Source organism: Roseicyclus persicicus, assembly GCF_012395815.1.
Classification (GTDB): domain Bacteria; phylum Pseudomonadota; class Alphaproteobacteria; order Rhodobacterales; family Rhodobacteraceae; genus Roseicyclus; species Roseicyclus persicicus.
On sequence record NZ_JAAZQQ010000004.1, the window covers coordinates 192,282 to 209,919 of the forward strand.

The following is a 17,638-nucleotide window of genomic DNA, read 5'->3' on the forward strand; positions in this document are numbered from 1 at the left end:
ATTGCAAGCCGCAGGGCCTCAGGTGCCGTCGCGCCCCGCGAAGGCGGATTTGCGGCCCCGGATCTCCAGCGCGCGGCGCGACAGCTGCACCTTGCCGTTCTGCGCGTAGAGGGTGGTGGGGGGCTCGGCCTTGACCCGTTTCTCGGCCACCACGATGGAATCGTAGAAGCGGACCGAGTGCAGATCCTTCGCGATCGGATCGAAGGGGAACAGCGCGTCCTGGTCGGTGTACCAGCTGTGCATCCGGTCGACGAGGCGCTTGGCGTATTCGATGAAGGACGCCTCGTTGCGGTAGCCGCCGCCGAAGCCGGGCCAGTAGGAGGTGTGGCAATCCTCGACCACGTAGACGCCCCCGTCGGCCAGGTGCGGCCAGAGCGCGTCGAAGCTGGCCACCTGGTGGGCGCAGACATGGGAGCCGTCGTCGAGGATCACGTCGAAGGGGCCGTGTTTCCGGGCCAGCTCGGCGAGGAAGGCGGGGTCGGCCTGGTTGCCGATCTCGACCGTGGTGCCGGGAACCTCCAGCGCCTTGCAGGCGGGGTCGATGTCGAGGAAGGCGAGGCGCGAGCCTTGCGCGAAATGCGCCTTCCACATCGGGATCGAGCCGCCCTTGAACACGCCGATCTCGAGGAAGGACACCGGGCGGCTGCGGAACCGGGTCAGCTCGCGGGTGTAGACGTCGAAATAGTGGACCCATTTCGACAGGAGCCGGTCGTCGGTCGTCCTGAGATAGTCGGCGAAGAAATCGGCCATGCGCGCACCCCTGAAACGGAAAACCCCCGCCGGACCATCGCCCGGCGGGGGTTTGAACTCAAGCGAGGCCGGCGCGCGTCAGAGCGCGGCGCGGGCCTGGGCCACGATGGCGCCGAAGGCTTCGGGCTCGTGGATGGCCAGATCGGCCAGAACCTTGCGGTCCACCTCGATGCCGGCCTTGGCCAGCCCGTTGATGAAGCGCGAATAGGTCAGGTCGGCGTCATGGGCGCGGACGGCGGCGTTGATCCGCTGGATCCACAGCGCCCGGAACTGCCGCTTGCGGACCTTGCGGTCGCGGGTCGCGTACTGGTTGGCCTTGTCGACGGCCTGCGTCGCGGTCTTGAAGCTGCGCGAACGGGCGCCGTAGTAGCCCTTGGCCGCGTCGAGGACCTTCTTGTGGCGACGATGGGTGACGGTTCCACCTTTGGTGCGGGACATGTCTCAGGCTCCTCAGCGGTCGTAGGGCATGTAGGTCTTGACGATCTTCGCATCGGGCTCGGACAGCGTGGTCGTGCCCCGTGCATTGCGGATGAACTTGGTCGTCCGCTTGATCATCCCGTGCCGCTTGCCGGCCTGCGCCGCCACCACCTTGCCGGTGCCGGTCACCTTGAAGCGCTTCTTGGCGCTCGACTTGGTCTTCATCTTCGGCATTTCCGTCTCCTGTCTTGGTAGAGAGGTTCGGGCGCGACTCGGCATGCCGTTGTGGCCGGCCGCACCGTTGGAGCGCGCCGTATAGGGCCAATCGGACCCCCTGTCCAGCCCGCGAAACGGAGAGGCGCGGGGCGGGATCGGCGGCTATGCTGGGCGGGACCAGCCACCCGAGCCGAAAGGACACCGCCCATGCCCCGGATCACCCTTCTCAACGGTCCCAACCTCAACCTCCTGGGCGAGCGGGAGCCCGAGATCTACGGCCGCACGACGCTGGCCGAGATCGAGGCGCGGTGCCTGGCGCTGGCCGGCGCGCTGGACCTGTCGCTGCGCTTCGAGCAGTCCAACAGCGAGGCCGTGCTGGTCGACGCGATCCAGGAGGAACGGATACGGTCGGACGCGCTGATCATCAACCCGGCGGGGCTGTCGTTCCACTCGGTGCCGATCCTCGACGCGATCCGCATCTTCCGCGGCCCGGTGATCGAGCTGCACCTGTCCAACATCCACGCGCGCGACGCGGCGCACCGGCACTCGATCCAGTCGGCGGCGGCGACGGGCGTGATCTGCGGGCTCGGCCCCTACGGCTACCAGGTCGCCATGCTGGCGGCGCTCGACCTGATCGGCCACCGCGCGGACCCGTTGCCGGGCTGGCTCTTGGGGCCGGGGGTCTAGTTCAGGATCATCGCGGCGACGTGGATGAAGGCGTCGGGGATGTCCCGCGGCGTCAGCCCGCCGGGACGGAGCCCGAGGTGGACCCAGGCGAACAGGCCGAGGCCGATCGCCAGCGACAAGAGCGGCAGGCGCGGGACCACGCGGTCGGCCCAGGCCGCCACGATCGAGGCCGTGGCGACCACGCTCACCAGCGTGGCGATGACGATCAGGATGTCGGGGTCGACCTGCATCTTGGCCTTCGGGGTCCTGGGCGGGGCCACAGTGCCACGGCGGGGCGGGCACGGAAAGGGTGGCTCACATCAGCGGCGCGGCCTCGGTGACGACGCGCAGGTGGTCGCCGGGGGAGGAGCCGGCCCAGTCGACCCACAGGCGCCGGGGGTCGGCCGGGTCGATCCAGGCGCGGTCGCGGGGTTCAAGCCCGCGCAGGTCATGGCCGAGGAACAGCGTCTCGACGCCCGACAGCGCGTCGGTGGCCGCCAGCGTCTCGGGCGTAGTGGCAAGGCCAAGGATCGGCGCGTCGAACAGGACCCAGCCGATGTGCCGCCCGCCGGTGCCGTCGAACAGGACGTGGTGCAGCGCGACCACCGATCCCGCCGGCACGACGCCGGTGTCGAGAACCAGCGGCGCCTCCAGCAGCACGCCCTGCGCCTCGTCGAAGGCGATCAGGTCGGGGCGGTCGATCATGTCCTCGCCCACGGCGAAGGGCGGCTCGGGCAGGAGGACGAACGCCCCTGCCCCGTCCTGCGCGACGATGGCGCCCTCCACCACCCGCGCCGCGGCAGGGGCGGCGAGCAGGAGAAGGACGGCCAGCGCCCGGATCATTCCGGGTCGGTGGCGTAGATCAGGCGTTCCGCGCAGGGGGCGACGCGCAGGATGTTGGTGGAGCCCTGCACGTTGAACGGCACACCGGCGGTGACGATGATCTGGTCGTCCTCGGAGGCATAGCCGCCGTCCCGCGCGGCCCGCGCGGCCGAGACCACCGCGCCCTTGAAGCGGGTCAGCTCGCCGGTCATGTAGCAGTGGCAGCCCCAGGTCAGGCACATGCGCCGCGCCACGCCCACGATGGGGGTCAGCGCGATGATCGGAACGCGGGGGCGTTCGCGCGCGACCAGCGCCGCGGTGCCGCCCGACTGGGTGAAGCAGCAGATCGCCTTGATGTCGACGGTCTCGGCGATCTCGCGCGCCGCGGCGACGATGGCGTCCGCGGTGGAGGACCGCGCCACCTGCCGCGAGGCGGCCATGATGGTGTGGAAGTTGGGGTCGTTCTCGACCTCGAGCGCGACGTTGTGCATCGTCTGCACCGCCTCGACCGGGTAGGAGCCGGCCGCCGATTCCGCCGACAGCATCACCGCGTCGGCACCCTCGTAGAGCGCGGTGGCCACGTCCGACACCTCGGCGCGGGTGGGCATCGGGCTTTCGATCATCGACTCGAGCATCTGGGTGGCGACGATCACGGGCTTGGCCGCCGAGCGGCACTTGCGCACCAGCCGCTTCTGGATCGGCGGCACCGCGTGGACGGGCAGTTCGACGCCGAGGTCGCCACGCGCCACCATGATGCCGTCCGAGGCGGCGAGGATCTCGTCGAAGGCCTTCACCGCCGCGGGCTTCTCGATCTTGGACAGGATCGCGGCGCGGCCGCGGGCCAGCGCGCGGGCCTCGGTCACGTCGGCGGCGCGCTGCACGAAGGACAGCGCCAGCCAGTCGACGCCCAGCTCGCAGACGAATTCGAGGTCGGCGCGGTCCTTTTCCGACAGGGCCGCCAGCGGCAGCACCACGTCGGGCACGTTCACGCCCTTACGGTTCGAGATCGGGCCGCCCGCGATGACGGTGCAGTCGGCGTAATCCGGCCCGCAGTCGTCGACACGCAGCCGCACCTTGCCGTCGTTCACCAGGAGCCGCGCGCCGGGTTCCAGCGCGGCGAAGATCTCGGGGTGGGGCAGCTGCACGCGCTTGGCATCGCCCGGCCGCTCGTCGAGGTCGAAGCGGAACGAGGCGCCGTTCTTCAGGACGTGGCCGTCGTCGCTGGCGAAGACACCGCAGCGCAGCTTCGGGCCCTGCAGGTCGGCGAGGATGGCGATGGGCCGGCCCACCGATTTTTCCACCTTGCGGATCGCGGCGTGGCGCGCGGCGATTTCCGCGTGGCTGCCGTGCGACATGTTCAGGCGGAACACGTCGGCGCCGGCCTGGTAGAGCTTGCGGATCATGTGCTCGCCGTCCGAGGCGGGGCCCAGCGTGGCCACGATCTTGACGTTGCGGTCGCGTTTCATCTGTCGGTCTCCCGCCTGTTCGGTCGGCGCGCTGTTAGCGCAAACATCCCTGTCCTTCCGGCTTCATGGCGCAATTCGGGGGTTCGGACAACAGGCTTGCCCCGTCCCACTGGCCAAGCGCGGCGAAAGGGCCTATTTCCGCCCGCGTTCCGGGCAGAAGGCAGGGCCGCGGCATGACGCCAGCCTACCACATCTAAGGGGAAACGCGACACGGGCGTTGGGTCGTGACCTGCGACCACGCCTCGAACCGCGTGCCGCCGGAGGTGGCGGGCGGCGACCTGGGCCTGCCGCCCGAGGACATGGCGCGCCACATCGCCTACGACGTGGGTGCGGCGGGCGTGGCCCGCGCGCTGGCCGAGGCGCTGGACGCCCCGGTGATCCTGTCGGATTTCTCGCGCCTCGTGATCGACCCCAACCGGGGCGAGGACGACCCGACGCTGTGCATGAAGATCTATGACGGCTCGATCATCCCCGCGAACCGCCATGCCGACGCGGCCGAGGTGGAGCGCAGGCTGGAGCTGTTCCACCGCCCCTACCACCGCGGGATCGAGCGGTTGCTGGCCGCGCGGCCCGACCCGGTGATCGTGGCGGTCCATTCCTTCACGCCACAGTTCGTCGGCCGCCCACCGCGCCCGTGGCATGTCGGCGTGCTCTATGCCGGCGACACGCGGCTCGCCTACCCGCTGCTCGCGCGGTTGAACGCCGAGCCGGACCTCTGCGTGGGCGACAACCAGCCCTATTCCGGCCACCTGCCGGGCGACGCGCTGGACCGGCACGGGGTGCAACGGGGCCTGCCGCATGTGCTGGTCGAGGTGCGCAACGACCTGATCGGCACGGCGGAGGAGCAGCGCGCCTGGGGCCTCCGGCTTGCGCCGATGCTTGACGCGGCGCTTCGGAATGCCGAGGTCTGAGGAAAGCCCCGAAAGGACATCCCATGGACGACCAGACCAAGACCGAGCTTGAGGCCGCCGCCTTCCGCCGCCTGCTGCAGCACCTGAACGAGCGCGCAGACGTGCAGAACATCGACCTGATGAACCTGGCCGGCTTCTGCCGCAACTGCCTGTCGCGCTGGTACCAGGAGGCCGCGGCCGAGCGTGGGATCGAGATGGGCAAGGAGGAGGCGCGCGTGGTCGTCTACGGCATGCCCTACGACGACTGGAAGGCGCAGCACCAGACCGAGGCGTCGGCCGAGCAGAAGGCCGCCTTCGACAAGTCGCACCCCGGCCATTGACCGACCCCAACCCCGCCTTCGCCTACGCGCCCCCCGACGCGCCGCTGGACGTGATCCACGCGGACGACCACCTGCTGGTGCTGAACAAGCCCGCCGGGCTGCTGTCGGTGCCGGGGCGGGGCGAGCACCTGGCCGATTGCCTGATGGAACGGGCCAGGGCGGCGTTTCCCACCGCGCTGCTGGTGCACCGGCTCGACATGGACACGTCGGGCGTGATGGTCTTCGCGCTGACGCCGCACGCGCAGCGGCACCTCGGGCAGCAGTTCGAGCACCGGCAGACGAAAAAGGTCTATGTCGCCCGCGTCTGGGGCGCGGTGGCCGAGGCCGAGGGCGAGATCGACCTGCCGCTCTGCGTCGATTGGCCGAACCGCCCGCGCCAGCACGTGAACTGGGAGAAGGGCAAGCCCGCAAAGACCGCGTGGCGGCGGATCCGGGTCGAGGATGGCACCACACGGATGCGGCTCTACCCCAGGACCGGGCGGTCGCATCAGCTGCGCGTCCACATGAAGGAGATCGGGCACCCGATCCTGGGCGATCCGTTCTATGCCGAGGGCGCGGCGCGGGCGTTCCCGCGCCTCATGCTCCACGCCGAAAGCCTGAAGCTGAAGCACCCAGAGGGCGGGCAAGGGATGCTGTTCCGCGCGCCGGTGCCGTTCTGACGGCGGCGTGGGCGGCCAGCCACAGCGCGTCAAGATCGCGCAGCGCGGCGGCGTCGAAGCGGTCGGCCTCGTCCCAGTAGCGCCCCGAGGGGACCATGTAGCCAAGCGCGGCCTCGCGCGCCTCGGCCGCCTGCATCGTGGCCGTGTCGGGGGTGATGGGCAGGGCCGTGGTCACCTCCTCCAGCCCGGCGCGGGGGAACACCAGGCGGCTGGGGCCGGCGGAGAGGTTCACCACCGCGCAGCCCTGCCGCGCCGCGATCAGCTGCAACCGCGCGGCCTTGGCCTCCAGGCTCTGCAGCGTCACGTCGGGGCGCAGGGGGTCGGCGGTGCCGGTGCCGTAGAAATGCGTCCGCCCCGTGGCGGCATAGACCATGTCGCAGCCGAAATAGGCGATCACCCGTGGCCGCAGCGCGCCCAGCGCCCAGTAGCCTGCGGTGAAGGCCATGGTGCCGCCCGCGTAGACGAAGCCGCCATGGGCGTTCTGGATCGGCACATACTCGGCCGCCTCGACCCGGCGCTGCCCGGGCGCGAGGACCGGCGGGCGGTGTTCCACCGGGAAATCCTCGGGGTGGATCGACACGTCCCAGTCGGGGCGCAGCCGCCAGGCGTTGTTGATGGCCACGATGTGGGTCAGCGCGGCGCGGCCCCAGCCGCGCACGGCGACGGCGGCGGGCCCGCTGCCGAGGATCAACACGATCGGGTCCATGGCGCCCATCCCTTGCCGTCTACGGCAGGAGATAGGCCCATCGGATCACGGGACCACGACAGATGTCCGCGCCGCGGCGTCACCGCGGCGCGAAGGCGTCACTCCCAGTCGCTGACGGCCTTGACCTCGAGGAACTCGTGGATGCCCCACACGCCCCCTTCGCGGCCATTGCCCGACTGCTTCATGCCGCCGAAGGGCGAGCCCTTGCCGAAGCCCTTGCCGTTGCATTCCACCATGCCCGAGCGCAGCTGCCGCGCCACGCGGCGCAGGCGGTCCTTGTCGCTGGTCTGGATGTAGTTGGTCAGGCCGTACTCGGTGTCGTTGGCCATCCGCACCGCGTCTTCCTCGGTGTCGAAGGGGATGATCGACAGGACCGGGCCAAAGATCTCCTCGCGGTAGATCGTCATGTCGGGCGTCACGTCGGCGAACACCGTGGGCCGCACGAAATAGCCGCGGTTGAGGTGGCCGGGCCGCCCGGTGCCCCCCGCGACCAGCCGCGCGCCCTCGTCGATGCCGGTCTGGATCAGGGCCTGGATCTTGTCGAACTGCACGCCGGACACGACCGGGCCGATGCCGCGGCCTTCCTGGCTGGCGGGGATGACCGGCGTGTCCTCGGCCACCTTGGCGGCGATCTCCACCGCCGCCTCGTAGCGGTCGCGGTGGACCAGCATCCGGGTCGGCGCGTTGCAGGACTGGCCCGAGTTGTTGAAGCAGCGGGTCGCGCCGCGTTTCACCGCCTTGTCGTCGGCATCGGCAAAGATGATGTTGGCGCCCTTGCCGCCCAGCTCGAGGCTGACGCGCTTGATCGTGTCGGCCGCCGCCTTGGAGATCAGGCGGCCGGCGCGGGTCGAGCCGGTGAAGCTGACCATGTCGACATCGGGGTGTGCCGACAGCTGGCTGCCCACGCCCGGCCCGTCCCCGTTCACCAGGTTGAACACGCCCGGAGGCAGGCCCGCGGCATCCACGATCTCGGCAAAGACGAGGGCCGACAGCGGCGACACCTCGGACGGCTTCAGCACCATGGTGCAGCCCGCGACCAGCGCCGGCGCGACCTTGAGCGCGATCTGGTTCATCGGCCAGTTCCACGGAGTGATCAGCGCGCAGACGCCGATCGGTTCGTGGAAGATCCGCTCGCCCGGCGCGTGGGGGCCCAGCGGGCGGTCCCACTCCATCTCCTTCGCGGCGGCGATGAAGCCCTCGATGTGCCAGTCGCCCGAGGTCACCTGCTGCTGGCGCGACCAGTCGATGGGCGCGCCCATCTCGGCGCTGATCGCCTGCGCCATGTCCTCGGACCGCTTGAGGTAGGCCGCCAGCAGCCGCTCCAGCGCGGCGATGCGGTCGGCCAGGGGCGTCGCGGCCCAGCCCGGAAAGGCACGGCGCGCGGCGGCGACGGCCGCGTCGGTGTCGGCCTGCCCGCCCAGCGAGATGGTGGCGCAGACCTCCTCGGTCGAGGGGTCGATCACGGGCAGGTCGTTCGGCACGGCCGGCGCGACCCAGCGCCCGTCGATGTAGAAATGGCGGCTGTTCTGCATGGAGCTCCCTCCTTGTCCTTGGGGGCGACACTCGCACTCCCCATCCCGGGCCGCAAGCCGGGCCGGCGACATGCCGCGCGCCGCAAACGACGGTCCTGCCGGCGCCCGATCGGCGGAACGCGGGTTCCGGGGTGGCAAGGGCGGCGGAATGCCCCTCCTTTTCTGCGGCGTGACAGCGCGGACCCCGTGCGGGCCGGCGCCCGAGGGCATATGTCGGCGCCGACCGCAGCAGAAGGAGATACCCCCATGGCCCTGCGCATCAACGACACCTTTCCCAACCTCACCGTGACGACCGACCAGGGCAGCTTCGCGCTGCACGACTACCAGGGCGACGGCTGGCTGATCCTGTTCTCGCACCCCAAGGACTTCACGCCGGTCTGCACGACGGAATTCGGCGCCGTGGCGCAGCTGGCCGACGAATGGGCAAAACGGAACACCAAGGTGATCGGCCTGTCCGTCGACAAGGCCGAGGAGCACGTCAAATGGAAGGCCGACATCGAAACCGTGTCGGGCGCCAAGGCGGGCTTTCCGATCATCGCCGATGACGACCTGACGGTGTCCAAGGCGCTCGACATGCTGCCGGCCGACGCCTACCTGCCCGACGGCCGCACCGCCGCCGACAGCGCCAGCGTGCGGGTGGTGTTCATCGTCGCGCCGAACCGCAAGGTGCAGCTGATGATGACCTACCCGATGTCGGTCGGCCGCAACTTCGCCGAGGTGCTGCGCGCGCTGGATGCGCTGCAGGCCACCTACGGCGTGCCGCTCGCCACCCCGGCCAACTGGGTGCACGGACAGGACGTGATCGTCGCCCTCAGCCTCGACGACGCCGCCGCGACCGCGAAGTTCGGCCAGATCGACAAGAAGCTGCCCTACCTGCGCACGACCAAGATGCCGGCGTGACGCGGCGCGAAACGCAGGAAGGCCCCCGGAAATCCCGGGGGCCTTTCCCGTTCCGGCGCCCCGTCAGGCTATGCGCTGCTGGTAGAGGTAGGCCATCGAACCGACCTCGACGTTGTCGTAGAGGTCGATGACGTGGGCGTTGACCATCCGCACGCAGCCCGACGAGGCCGAGGTGCCGATGGACCAGGGCTGCGGCGTGCCGTGGATGCGCAGGTAGGTGTCGCGGCTGCCCTCGTAGAGATAGAAGGCACGCGCCCCCAGCGGGTTGTCGGGGCCGCCGGGCACGCCTTCGGCGAACTGCGCGTAGATGTGCGGCTCGCGGGCGATCATGTTGGCGGTCGGGGTCCAGGACGGCCATTCCGCCTTGCGCCCGATGCGGAAGGTGCCGGGCTGGTAGAGGCCGGGGCGGCCGATGGCCACGCCGTAGCGCATCGCGGTGCCGTCGGTGCCGATGTGGTAGAGGTAGCGCGCGACCGCGTCGACGTGGATGTCGCCCGCGCGCAGTCCGGCGCGGTGCTGCACCCGGGTCGGCATGAAGCGCGGGTGCAGGCCCCAGGGGTTGTTGGCGTTCGGGTCGGGGTCGGGGCGGGTCACCTGCGCGTCGAAGCCGACAGAATCCTGCGCCACCGCAGGCGCCGCGAGGGCGCCGGAAAACAGCGCGGCGCTGGTGACGATGAAATGGCGGCGGGTCAGCATGGCCCCAACTCCTTGCTCACGGGCGAGAATCGCCCGGCGGATCACCCTTCGTTGTGGAATCTCCGCGACCTGTGGACAAGTCCCTTGGTCCTCACGTTCTGGTCAGCGGGCGATAGGCCCGGCAGGAGGCCGCCGATACGGTCCGCCTATTCCTGTGGACAGCGCCCCGCGCGTCACAAAAGCGTAACGCCCCCTCCCTAAGCCACGCGGCACAGGCCTAGCCTTGTCAACAAAGCCAGGGAACGCATTCCATGAAAGACATCGACACCAGGCAGCTCAGCGCCGACGACTGGGACGAGCTGCATTTCCCCCGCCCCGAGGTACAGGACTTCGACCGCGTGGTCGAGCGCGCCATTTCGCGCCGCGGCTTCCTCGGCGGCGTTCTGGCCTTCGGCTCGGGCGCCGCGGTGATGGGCACCGGGCTCCTGAAAGGCACCACCGCGATGGCGCAGCCCGCCTCGCGCTTCCCCTTCACGCCGATCGCGGCGCAGACCGATGGCACCGTCCACGTCCCCGAGGGCTACACCTGGGACGTGCTGGTGCGCTGGGGCGACCCGCTGTTCTCGGACGCCGAGGGCGCCTTCGACCCGGCCGCCGGCGTGAGCGTCGAGTTCGCCGACCGCGTGTTCGGCGAGAACACCGACGGCATGGAGCTGTTCAACATTGACGGCCGCGAGATCCTCGTGGTGAACAGCGAATACACCAACAACGAGGTCAACCTGCCCCACGCCGCGGACGGCACCCCCGCCTCGCTGGACGACGTGCGCATCCTGCAGCACCTGCAGGGCGTGAGCGTGATGGAGATCGCCGAGGGTGAGGCCGGCTGGGCCGTCGTGGTCGACAGCCCCTACAACCGCCGCATCCACCACAACACGCCGATGACCTTCGACGGCCCCGCCGCCGGCCACGCGCTGCTGCAGACCGCCGAGGACCCGACGGGCATGGCCTCGCTCGGCACCTTCAACAACTGCGGCTCGGGCCGGACGCCCTGGGGCACCTACCTGACCTGCGAGGAGAACTTCAACGGCTACTTCGGCTCGACCGCCGAGCTGCCGTCGGACCCGGTGGTGGCCGCGGGCTACCAGCGCTACGGCATCAACGCCGACGGCTTCGGCTACAACTACCACAGCTTCGACCCGCGCTTCGACGTGTCGGCGAACCCGAACGAGCCGCACCGCGCCGGCTGGATCGTGGAAATCGACCCGGCGAACCCCGACAGCACCCCGGTCAAGCACACCGCGCTCGGCCGCTTCAAGCACGAGAACGCCGCCTATGCCATCGCCGCCGACGGCCGCGTGGCGGTCTACATGGGCGACGACGAGCGGGGCGAGTTCATGTACCGCTGGCTCAGCCGTGACGTCTACGTCCCCGGCGGGGACACCGCGACGCTCTTGTCCGAGGGCACCCTCTCGGTCGCCGTGTTCGAGGATGACCTGACCGGCCGCTGGGTGCCGCTGACGCCGGCCACCACCGGCATGGACGCGGCCAGCATCGCCGTCTTCACCCGCATGGCCGGCAGCCGCGTGGGCGCGACGACGATGGACCGCCCCGAGTGGATCGCGGTGCATCCGAACGCCGCCGAGGCCTATTGCTGCCTGACCAACAACGCGCGCCGCGGCGTGCTGACCGATGCCGGCACCGTGCGGACCAACGCGGGCGGCGACCCGATGGCCCCGAACGGCCCGAACCCGCGCGAGGCCAACAACTTCGGCCAGATCGTGCGCTGGCGCCCGGCGGGCGGCGACCACGCGGCCGACAGCTTCGCCTGGGACCTCTACGTGATGGCCGGCAACCCGACCGTGGCCGAGGGCCCGATGGCGGGTTCGGCCAACATCAACGCGGGCAACCTGTTCAACTCGCCCGACGGGATGGTGATCGACAGCACCGGCCTGATCTGGATCCAGACCGACGGCGACGACAGCAACGAGGGCGAGTTCGCCGGCATGGGCAACAACCAGATGCTGGCGGGCGACCCGGTCACGGGCCGCATCGAGCGCTTCCTGACCGGCCCGAACGGCTGCGAGGTGACGGGCCTGTGCTGGTCGACCGACCGCCGCACCATGTTCGTCGGCATCCAGCACCCCGGCGACAATGGCGGCGACTGGCCGGACCACGGCGGCTCGCTCGCGCGCTCGGCCATCGTGGCGGTGCGCCGCGCGGATGGCGGGCTGGTCGGCTGACGCCCGATCCGTGTCTGTAGGCGGTGCCGCGCCCCCGGAGTGATCCGGGGGCGTCTTTCCTGGGCGGTCCACACGGCGCAGCAGATGGCCGCTTCGAGCCCAAAGCGGGACTTGTGCGCGTTCGGTGTCAGGCGCCCTCGGCAAGTGTGAAGGAGCAATCTGCGCTAGAATGGCGGAGGTGGACGATGGATTGGTATGCGTCCGACCGGAAGGCCGACAGCGCAGCTTCATAGCTTGGGAACTCCACCACGACGTGCCGGTCAAGGGATGCATCGCCTTCGGCGGTTTCGGCACGTCCTGCATCCACCGTGTATTGTCCACCCAGTCGTTTGACGATTGCGGGTGCCACCTCGGCGTAGCGGCGATAGGTGTCTGGGTCGGTCACCCTGATATGAACGATCCAATATCCTTTGGCCATGGCGTCCTCCTGTTGCCGAGCCATGACGCTAAGGTCTCAGAGACCATTGGGCCAGCTTCTCTTCAGCCCATGGAGATGCAATGCGTCCGTTGTTGACGTGAGTTCCCGGGGTGAACTGCGAAGACCGCTTCGTCCGCACAGGGGCCACCCCGCACGACAGGCCGGAACCCTTGGCGTAAGGCGAGGAGGTTGACGGTCAACTTTCAGGCCAACGACTTGCCCCCCCACCCGCATTCGAAGCGAGGGCGGGGACCCGCAACCGGCGCGCAGCCCCCCGAAAAGACCACGGGCGCGTCCGTTTCCGAACGCGCCCGCTGTTTTGTCGTGACAGGTCAGACGGCGGCGATCACTCGGCCGCGTCTTCCTTTTCCTTCTCCAGCTCCTTGCCGGTCTCCTGGTCGACCATCTTCATGGCGAGGCGCACCTTGCCGCGGTCGTCGAAGCCCAGCAGCTTGACCCAGACCTCCTGGCCTTCCTTCAGCACGTCGGAGGGATGGTTCAGGCGGCGGTTCTCGATCTGGCTGACGTGCACGAGGCCGTCGCGCTTGCCGAAGAAGTTCACGAAGGCGCCGAAATCGACGATCTTCACGACCTTGCCCTTGTAGACGCCACCGACCTCGGGCTCGGCCACGATCGAGTAGATCATGTCGTAGGCCTTCTGGATCGAGTCGGCATTCGGCGAGGCGATCTTGATGATGCCGTCGTCGTTGATGTCGACCTTGGCGCCCGAGACCTCGACGATCTCGCGGATCACCTTGCCGCCCGAGCCGATCACTTCGCGGATCTTGTCGGTCGGGATCTGCATGGTCTCGATGCGCGGCGCGTGGATCGAGAATTCGCCCGGCGCGGTCATCGCCTTGGCCATCTCGCCCAGGATGTGCATCCGGCCCGCCTTGGCCTGGGCCAGCGCGGTCTTCATGATCTCGGGGGTGATCCCCGCGACCTTGATGTCCATCTGCAGCGAGGTGATCCCGTTCTCGGTGCCCGCGACCTTGAAGTCCATGTCGCCGAGGTGGTCCTCGTCGCCCAGGATGTCGGTCAGGATGCCGTAGGACCCGTCATCCTCGAGCACGAGGCCCATGGCCACGCCCGCGACCGGCGCCTTGAGCGGCACGCCCGCGTCCATCATCGACAGCGATCCGCCGCAGACGGAGGCCATCGAGGAGGAGCCGTTGGATTCGGTGATCTCCGACACGACGCGGATCGTGTAGGGGAAGTCGGTCGGCGCCGGCAGGACGGCCTGCAGCGCGCGCCACGCGAGTTTCCCGTGGCCGATCTCGCGGCGGCCGGGGCTGCCCACGCGACCCACTTCACCGACCGAGTAGGGCGGGAAGTTGTAGTGCAGCAGGAAGTTCGAGCGGAAGTTGCCGTGCAGCGCGTCGATGATCTGCTCGTCGTCGCCGGTGCCCAGCGTGGTCACGACCAGCGCCTGCGTCTCGCCGCGGGTGAACAGCGCCGAGCCATGCGTGCGCGGCAGGACCGAGGTCTGGCAGTCGATCCCGCGGACGGCGTCGAGCGCGCGGCCGTCGATGCGGCGGCCATGCTTGACCACGTCGGACCGCATCACCATCGACTCGAGCTTCTTCAGCGCGCTGTCGAGGTTCGGGTCGGCCAGCTGCTCCTCGGTCAGGCCCGCCTTGATCGCGGCCTTGGCGGCGGCGACGGCGGCGACGCGCTCCTGCTTGTCGAGGATCGCGTAGGCGGCGCGCATGCCGGCCTCGCCCGCGGATTTCACGACCTCGTAGAGCGCCGAGTAATCCGGCGGCTGGAAGTCGAAGGGCTCCTTGGCGGCGTCCTCGGCCAGGTCGATGATCAGGTCGATCACCGGCTGGATCTGCTCGTGCGCGAAGGTCACGGCGCCCAGCATCTCGTCCTCGGTCAGCTCGTAGGCCTCGGACTCGACCATCATCACCGCGTCCTTGGTGCCCGCGACCACGAGGTCGAGGCGCTGGTCGGGGTTGTTGCGCAGGTCGTGCATGTCGTCGACGGTCGGGTTCAGGACGTACTCGCCATCCGTGAAGCCGACGCGGCAGCCGGCGATCGGGCCCATGAAGGGCACGCCCGACAGCGTCAGCGCCGCCGAGGCCGCGATCATCGCCACGATGTCGGGATCGTTGACGAGGTCATGGCTGAGGACGGTGCACATCACCAGCACTTCGTTCTTGAAGCCCGGCACGAAGAGCGGGCGGATCGGCCGGTCGATCAGGCGCGCGGTCAGCGTTTCCTTTTCGGTCGGGCGCGCCTCGCGCTTGAAGAAACCGCCCGGAACCTTGCCCGCGGCGTAGTATTTTTCCTGGTAGTGGACCGTGAGCGGGAAGAAATCCTGCCCCGGCTTCGCTTCCTTGGCGAAGGTCACGTTGGCCATGACGGAGGTCTCGCCATAGGTGGCGATGACGGTGCCGTCGGCCTGGCGGGCCACACGCCCGGTTTCCAGTGTGAGCGTCTCTTCGCCCCACTGCATGCTTTTCGTCGTGATATTGAACATCTATCGTTTCCTATCGGGGAGCACTCCCGGCCCCTGCCGGGTCTCCCATCATCTGGCGGCCCCATTGCCGCCGACCCCTTCATCATCCCATGCGCCAGGGCCAGAGCGTCACGTCTCAGATGCCGGCCGTCTACCGTGTTTTGGCCCGATTGGAAAGCGCTTTGAGGATCGGCGCCGCGCCGGGGCGCCATGGAAAAGGCCCGCGCAGCGGGTGCTGCGCGGGCCCTGTCCGTGCGGCCGCGGGGGCCTTGGTCGGCTCAGCGGCGGATGCCGAGGCGGCCGATGAGGTCGGTGTACCGGCCCTCGTCCTTGGCCTTGAGGTAGTCGAGGAGCTTCCGGCGCTGCGCGACGAGCTTCAGCAGGCCGCGGCGCGAGTGGTTGTCCTTCTTGTGCGTCTTGAAGTGCTCGGTGAGCGTGGAAATGCGGCTCGTCAGGATCGCGACCTGCACTTCCGGCGAACCGGTGTCGCCGTCCTTGGTCGCGTAGTCCTTCATCAGGCGCTGCTTTTCTTCGACCGTGATCGACATCGGGGTCTCCTTTCAGGGTGATGGCACAAGCCGGGATGTCGTCCAGCAAGGCCCGTGGAGGGGTCGCGCGCCGTCGTGGCGCGGATGGGGGCGTATAGGCCGGTCGGGCGGGCTTGGGAAGGGGGCGCCGCGGGCGCGGGGGCGGATTCCCGCGGGGTTCGGCCCCCTGCGGCCCGGAACTGCCCCGGATTCGAGGGAAATTCGTGACGTCTTGGCGGGATTCCCGGCCGCGCCCTTCAGGTTTCCGCAAGGCCGGTGCATAATCGTGGAACAGCAGGGGGTGCCGAATCGGCGTCCCCGTGCGCACCATGTTCCCGGGAATGCCCGCGGCCGGTGCCGTCGTCAGAAGACGATCTGCGGCGCAGAACGCGCAGACGTGACGTGACGGTTCAGCACGATCGGGGACTTGCGATGCTTGCGGCTGGTGGCCTCCTGATACTCCTGGCGATGGGCTTCGCGGTCAGCGGGCTGATGTCGGACGGCGACGACGACGCCACGGGCGCGGACACGCCGCCCGAGGACCTGTCCGATGACCAGCCCGAGGACCCGGACGGCGAGGCGGGCGACCTCGCCGACCTCCTGTTCGGCACCGACGAGGACGACGCCATCGCGGCCGGCGACGGCGACGACACTGTGTCGGGCGGCGGCGGCGACGACTGGCTGGGCGGCGGGGCGGGCGACGACCGGCTCGACGGCGAGGACGGCGCCGACACGCTGGACGGCGGCGACGGCGACGACCTGCTGCAGCTGGGCGCGGGCGACCACGGCACCGGCGGCGCGGGCGCGGACGAGTTCGGCATCGACCTCGGCTCGGACGGCGACGGGCCGGCCACGATCACCGATTTCCAGCAGGGCGTGGACAGGCTGGTGCTCGAATTCGACGGGGCCGAGGCGGACGCGCCCGAGATCGGTGTCGATGCCGACAGCGTGCCGGGGTCGGTGGTGGTGCTGGCGGGCGGGGTCGCGGTGGCGGTGCTCGAGGGCGTCGGCGAACTCGACCCGGGCGATGTCGAGGTGCGGATGAGCGGCGAGGCGCCCGGCGACGAGGATGAGGACGACGGCGCGCTGATCGAGGGCACCGACGGCGACGACACGCTCACCGGCGGCGACGGCGACGACACGCTCGACGGCTATGCCGGCGACGACCTGCTGGACGGCGGCACCGGCGACGACCTGCTGCGCGGCCGCGCGGGCATGGACAGCCTGTTCGGCTCGGGCGGCAACGACGCGATCACGGGCGGCATCGGCGGCGACCTTCTGGACGGCGGCGCGGACAACGACGCGCTCTTCGGCAACGAGGGCGACGACCTGATCCGCGGCGGCGCCGGCAACGACGAGGCCTATGGCGACGAGGGCGACGACACGCTCGAAGGCGGCGCCGGCGCCGATTTCCTGGCCGGCGGCGCGGGCGACGACGTGCTGTCGGGCGGGGCGCAGGGCGACCTCCTGTTCGGCGGCGACGGCGACGACAGCCTGTCGGGCGATGCCGGCGACGATTTCCTGCAGGGCGGCTTCGGGGCCGACACGCTGTCGGGCGGCGACGGCGACGACCGGCTCGACGGCACCTTCTCGCACGGCACCGGCCTGTTCGGGCCGCAGGACGAGGACGCGGGCGACGTGCTCGACGGCGGGGACGGCGACGACACCATCGTGATCGGCGCGGAGGACGTGGCGACCGGGGGCGCGGGCGCCGACACCTTCGTCACCGGCAGCTACATCGAGACCGCCGAGGTGGCGGGCCACGTCACCGATTTCGACCCCGGGCAGGACGTGATCGAGGTGATCTACGACCCCGGCCTGACGCCCGACCCGGTGATCACGGTGGAGGATTTCGCAGACGGCACCGGCGCCAACATCCTGTTCGACGGCCAGCTGATCCTCAGCGTCGAGGGGGCGCAGGGGCTCGACCCGTCGCTGATCGAGCTGCGCGAGGTGGAGCTTGACGGGGTGCCCGCGACGGCCTGACC

The 17,638-nt window shown here is 69.8% G+C and carries 19 protein-coding genes; 7 read left to right on the forward strand and 12 right to left on the reverse strand.

The genetic code is table 11. From position 1 onward, the window contains the following. Positions 1 to 18 precede the first annotated feature (18 nt). The 3 genes from HCU73_RS13055 to rpmI form a co-directional block, all read right to left on the reverse strand. Positions 19 to 750, reverse strand: coding sequence for a class I SAM-dependent methyltransferase (locus HCU73_RS13055; protein ID WP_168623899.1), 732 nt, complete (start codon positions 748 to 750; stop codon positions 19 to 21). A gap of 78 nt (positions 751 to 828) precedes the next feature. Next, positions 829 to 1,188 carry a 50S ribosomal protein L20 gene (gene rplT, locus HCU73_RS13060; protein ID WP_168623900.1) on the reverse strand — a complete coding sequence of 120 codons (360 nt, stop codon included), beginning with the start codon at positions 1,186 to 1,188 and terminating at the stop codon, positions 829 to 831. Positions 1,189 to 1,200: 12 nt separating this feature from the next. Beyond that, entirely contained in the window at positions 1,201 to 1,401 is a 201-nt protein-coding gene (gene rpmI, locus HCU73_RS13065) for a 50S ribosomal protein L35 (protein ID WP_168623901.1), read from the reverse strand. 189 nt (positions 1,402 to 1,590) lie between these two features. Between rpmI and HCU73_RS13070 the strand changes: the two genes are divergently transcribed. Further along, complete coding sequence (locus HCU73_RS13070) at positions 1,591 to 2,070, forward strand: type II 3-dehydroquinate dehydratase (protein WP_168623902.1); 480 nt, start codon at positions 1,591 to 1,593, stop codon at positions 2,068 to 2,070. On the opposite strand, the gene HCU73_RS13075 is transcribed toward HCU73_RS13070, so the two are convergent. The 3 genes from HCU73_RS13075 to pyk all read right to left on the reverse strand — a co-directional run bounded on the left by HCU73_RS13075 (position 2,067) and on the right by pyk (position 4,337). Then, complete coding sequence (locus HCU73_RS13075; RefSeq protein ID WP_168623903.1) at positions 2,067 to 2,300, reverse strand: hypothetical protein; 234 nt, start codon at positions 2,298 to 2,300, stop codon at positions 2,067 to 2,069. The two genes, HCU73_RS13070 and HCU73_RS13075, sit on opposite strands and share 4 nt — an antisense overlap. 64 nt (positions 2,301 to 2,364) lie before the next feature. Continuing rightward, positions 2,365 to 2,892 carry a hypothetical protein gene (locus HCU73_RS13080; protein WP_168623904.1) on the reverse strand — a complete coding sequence of 176 codons (528 nt, stop codon included), beginning with the start codon at positions 2,890 to 2,892 and terminating at the stop codon, positions 2,365 to 2,367. Next, positions 2,889 to 4,337, reverse strand: coding sequence for a pyruvate kinase (pyk, locus tag HCU73_RS13085; protein ID WP_168623905.1), 1,449 nt, complete (start codon positions 4,335 to 4,337; stop codon positions 2,889 to 2,891). The genes HCU73_RS13080 and pyk overlap by 4 nt, the downstream gene beginning before the upstream one ends. A 224-nt stretch (positions 4,338 to 4,561) precedes the next feature. On the opposite strand from pyk, the gene HCU73_RS13090 reads away from it, so the two are divergent. The 3 genes from HCU73_RS13090 to HCU73_RS13100 are packed head-to-tail and all read left to right on the forward strand — an operon-like array spanning position 4,562 to position 6,227. Then, positions 4,562 to 5,248 carry an N-formylglutamate amidohydrolase gene (locus HCU73_RS13090; protein WP_168623906.1) on the forward strand — a complete coding sequence of 229 codons (687 nt, stop codon included), beginning with the start codon at positions 4,562 to 4,564 and terminating at the stop codon, positions 5,246 to 5,248. 23 nt (positions 5,249 to 5,271) lie between these two features. Further along, complete coding sequence (locus tag HCU73_RS13095) at positions 5,272 to 5,568, forward strand: DUF1244 domain-containing protein (RefSeq protein ID WP_168623907.1); 297 nt, start codon at positions 5,272 to 5,274, stop codon at positions 5,566 to 5,568. Next, on the forward strand, positions 5,565 to 6,227 hold the full coding sequence (locus HCU73_RS13100) for an RluA family pseudouridine synthase (RefSeq protein WP_168623908.1): 663 nt from the start codon (positions 5,565 to 5,567) through the stop codon (positions 6,225 to 6,227). Before HCU73_RS13095 ends, HCU73_RS13100 begins: the two co-directional genes overlap by 4 nt. Here HCU73_RS13100 and HCU73_RS13105 read toward each other — a convergent pair. After that, positions 6,145 to 6,942: a hypothetical protein gene (locus tag HCU73_RS13105; protein WP_420853585.1), complete on the reverse strand. Its 798-nt coding sequence runs from the start codon at positions 6,940 to 6,942 to the stop codon at positions 6,145 to 6,147. The genes HCU73_RS13100 and HCU73_RS13105 overlap by 83 nt on opposite strands. A gap of 89 nt (positions 6,943 to 7,031) precedes the next feature. Further along, positions 7,032 to 8,465 carry an aldehyde dehydrogenase family protein gene (locus HCU73_RS13110; RefSeq protein ID WP_168623909.1) on the reverse strand — a complete coding sequence of 478 codons (1,434 nt, stop codon included), beginning with the start codon at positions 8,463 to 8,465 and terminating at the stop codon, positions 7,032 to 7,034. A gap of 246 nt (positions 8,466 to 8,711) precedes the next feature. Between HCU73_RS13110 and HCU73_RS13115 the strand changes: the two genes are divergently transcribed. After that, positions 8,712 to 9,365, forward strand: coding sequence for a peroxiredoxin (locus HCU73_RS13115; RefSeq protein ID WP_168623910.1), 654 nt, complete (start codon positions 8,712 to 8,714; stop codon positions 9,363 to 9,365). 63 nt (positions 9,366 to 9,428) lie between these two features. On the opposite strand, the gene HCU73_RS13120 is transcribed toward HCU73_RS13115, so the two are convergent. Next, on the reverse strand, positions 9,429 to 10,061 hold the full coding sequence (locus HCU73_RS13120; RefSeq protein ID WP_168623911.1) for a L,D-transpeptidase: 633 nt from the start codon (positions 10,059 to 10,061) through the stop codon (positions 9,429 to 9,431). 251 nt (positions 10,062 to 10,312) lie between these two features. On the opposite strand from HCU73_RS13120, the gene HCU73_RS13125 reads away from it, so the two are divergent. Further along, positions 10,313 to 12,241: a PhoX family protein gene (locus HCU73_RS13125; RefSeq protein ID WP_168623912.1), complete on the forward strand. Its 1,929-nt coding sequence runs from the start codon at positions 10,313 to 10,315 to the stop codon at positions 12,239 to 12,241. 127 nt (positions 12,242 to 12,368) lie between these two features. Here HCU73_RS13125 and HCU73_RS13130 read toward each other — a convergent pair whose 3' ends face one another. From HCU73_RS13130 to rpsO, 3 genes are all read right to left on the reverse strand, one after another. Then, entirely contained in the window at positions 12,369 to 12,659 is a 291-nt protein-coding gene (locus tag HCU73_RS13130; RefSeq protein WP_168623913.1) for a DUF1330 domain-containing protein, read from the reverse strand. Positions 12,660 to 13,005: 346 nt separating this feature from the next. Next, complete coding sequence (gene pnp, locus HCU73_RS13135) at positions 13,006 to 15,144, reverse strand: polyribonucleotide nucleotidyltransferase (RefSeq protein WP_168623914.1); 2,139 nt, start codon at positions 15,142 to 15,144, stop codon at positions 13,006 to 13,008. Between the two features lie 257 nt (positions 15,145 to 15,401). Further along, positions 15,402 to 15,671, reverse strand: coding sequence for a 30S ribosomal protein S15 (rpsO, locus tag HCU73_RS13140; RefSeq protein ID WP_168623915.1), 270 nt, complete (start codon positions 15,669 to 15,671; stop codon positions 15,402 to 15,404). Between the two features lie 411 nt (positions 15,672 to 16,082). On the opposite strand from rpsO, the gene HCU73_RS13145 reads away from it, so the two are divergent. Continuing rightward, positions 16,083 to 17,636, forward strand: a complete 1,554-nt coding sequence (locus HCU73_RS13145) for a calcium-binding protein (protein ID WP_168623916.1) — start codon at positions 16,083 to 16,085, stop codon at positions 17,634 to 17,636. The last annotated feature ends 2 nt before the right edge of the window (positions 17,637 to 17,638 follow it).